The sequence below is a fragment of the Elioraea sp. genome, from assembly GCF_051860475.1.
Taxonomy (GTDB): Bacteria; Pseudomonadota; Alphaproteobacteria; order Acetobacterales; family Acetobacteraceae; genus Elioraea.
Map to the genome: position 1 here is coordinate 1 of NZ_JBHYDW010000271.1, position 2,089 is coordinate 2,089.

At 70.0% G+C, this 2,089-nt stretch carries 3 protein-coding genes and 1 pseudogene; 2 read left to right on the forward strand and 2 right to left on the reverse strand.

The genetic code is table 11. The annotated features are described in order from the left end of the window. A partial coding sequence (locus ACTIFU_RS23545) for a S49 family peptidase (RefSeq protein ID WP_439580762.1) occupies nucleotides 1-978 on the reverse strand: 978 nt, incomplete at its 3' end. Nucleotides 979-1,015: 37 nt separating this feature from the next. Between ACTIFU_RS23545 and ACTIFU_RS23550 the strand changes: the two genes are divergently transcribed. Both ACTIFU_RS23550 and ACTIFU_RS23555 read left to right on the forward strand, forming a co-directional pair. After that, nucleotides 1,016-1,273: a type II toxin-antitoxin system Phd/YefM family antitoxin gene (locus tag ACTIFU_RS23550; protein WP_439580763.1), complete on the forward strand. Its 258-nt coding sequence runs from the start codon at nucleotides 1,016-1,018 to the stop codon at nucleotides 1,271-1,273. Beyond that, the gene (locus ACTIFU_RS23555) at nucleotides 1,273-1,692 is read left to right on the forward strand and encodes a type II toxin-antitoxin system VapC family toxin (protein ID WP_439580764.1); all 420 of its coding nucleotides are present in this window, start codon (nucleotides 1,273-1,275) and stop codon (nucleotides 1,690-1,692) included. The genes ACTIFU_RS23550 and ACTIFU_RS23555 overlap by 1 nt, the downstream gene beginning before the upstream one ends. On the opposite strand, the pseudogene ACTIFU_RS23560 reads toward ACTIFU_RS23555, so the two are convergent. After that, nucleotides 1,661-2,089 (reverse strand): annotated as a pseudogene (locus ACTIFU_RS23560) (phage portal protein); the annotation flags it as partial. The gene ACTIFU_RS23555 and the pseudogene ACTIFU_RS23560 overlap by 32 nt on opposite strands.

Sequence of the window (2,089 nt, forward strand, 5' to 3'; positions counted from 1 at the left end):
CTCCGCAGCGGACGTATCGTCGGGTTCGACCGGATGGGTCATCATCACTCTCCTCGAAGGGGCCTGGGTGGTGGCACGGCGTTGCGCTGCCGGTGCGGCAAAGCTGGTGGTCATGTGACCTCTGGTCGCCTTCAGCTCGGCGAGTGCGGTCTCGACGGTGCCGATACGGTCGGCGAGGCCGAGCGCGATGCCCGCGCGGCCGCGATAGATCGCCGCCTCGGTGCCGCGCACCGCCTCGGGCGTCAGGTTCCGGTTGCGCGCGACCAGGGTGACGAGCTCGCCGTACAGGGCGTCGACGTCCGCCTGGACCGCCGCACGCGCCGGATCCGACAGCGGCTCGTGCGGGTTCCCGTCGAGCTTGCGCGCACCGGCGTGGACGAAGGTCCAGGCGAGCCCCGCCTTGGCATCGGCGCCGCTCTGATCGATGTGCGCGGCGACCACGCCGATCGAGCCGACCTCGCCGGTCTGGGTGACGTAGATGCGCTCCGCCGCACTGGCGATCGCATAGGCCGCCGAGGTCGCACTCTCGCTCGCGACCGCCCACAGGGGCTTGCTCGAGGCCGTGCGGAGAGCTCCGAGCCGATCGGCCAGGTCGAACATGCCGGCGACCTCGCCGCCGGGGGAGTCGATCTCCATCACCACGCCGCGCACCGACGGATCGGCCAGCGCGGCCTCGACCGCGTCACCGACCTCGCCGTAGACGGAGGCGCCGAACAGCTCCGTCAGCCAGTCACCGCGTGCGACCAGCGGACCCAGCACCGGCACCACCGCGATGCCGGCGTCGGTGACGGCGTACCCACGACCGCGCGTCGCAATCTCGCCGGGAGACGCAAGCGTCGTCACGCGACTGGCGGCCAGCAGCGTCTCGAGCGCGCGCGGCGCGATCGCCAAGGGCCGACTGGCGAGCCGCGCCACCAGCAGTCCGGGATGGGCGGTGCAGCCAAGCTGGGTATTGACCGCGGCATTTCGAGCGACCATGTTTTAGCCAGTCTTTCTGTCCAGATTGGGGATGACCATGGCCGGAACCTCCTGGTCCGTGCAGGACGCCAAAAACCGCTTCAGCGCCCTGGTGGAGGCTGCACGCCGTGGGCCGCAGACCGTCACCAAGCACGGCAAGCCGGCTGTGGTGGTGGTGGACGCGGCCGAGTACGAGCGGCTGCAACGCCTGAAGCGTGCAAAGGCGCCCACCCTCGCCGACGCACTGCTTGCCATCCCGCAGGGAGGCGAGGAGTTCCCTCGCCTGAAGGCCCGTCCGCGGGACGTTGAGTTCTGATGTACCTGCTCGATACCGTCGTCGTGTCGGCACTGCGCCGGCAGGATCGTTTCCCGCAGGTCGTTGCCTGGGTTCGCAAGCAGCGCACCGCCGACCTGTTCCTGAGCGTGATCAGCGTCGGTGAGATCGAGAAAGGCATCGCTCGGCAGCGAACTGCCGACCCGGCGTTCGCCGACACGCTCGCCGCGTGGCTCGACTGGATCCTATCGGTCTACGGCGACCGGATCCTTCCCTTCGATCTCGGATCCGCACGTCGGTGGGGTCGGCTCTGTGCCACCGTGGGGAACGAGAGCGCGGACCTGATGCTCGCGGCCACCGCCCTCGAGCACGGCCTGACCGTGGCGACGCGGAACGTCTCCGATTTCGCGCCGACCGGCGTGGCCGTCGTCAACCCGTTCGATCCTCCGCGGCGTCGATAGGCGCATCGCCGGCCGGCGGCATGCCGTTGAACACCAGTCCGAGCTTCTGCTCGCGGGCGCGGTCGGTGGCGATCTCGGCATCGACCTGCTCGGCGTCGTAGCCGCGCTCGGCCGGCGCCTGGGTGCGGCTCTTCAGCCCAGCCTCGATCTGCTCGATCTCCGCGCGCGCGTCCTTCAGCGGATCGACCCAATCCCAGCGCGGTGGCAGCCAGGCGCAGCCGAGATAGCCGCGCCGGTTGCGCTCGTAGTCCGGGATCGCGAGCGCACCCGACAGCACCGCGACGTCCATCCAGCGCGCCCAGACGCGCCGGCAGATCTGCCACACCATCACCGCGTGCTGATACGCCTCGATGCGCCGGCGGAACTCGAGCAAGGCCAGCCGCGAGTTCGAGTAGTT

Excerpts from the sequence above, each read along its gene's own strand:
- ACTIFU_RS23555 (WP_439580764.1), top strand. The coding sequence starts at position 1,273 with ATGTACCTGCTCGATACCGTCGTCGTGTCGGCACTGCGCCGGCAGGAT.
- ACTIFU_RS23550 (WP_439580763.1), top strand. The coding sequence starts at position 1,016 with ATGGCCGGAACCTCCTGGTCCGTGCAGGACGCCAAAAACCGCTTCAGC.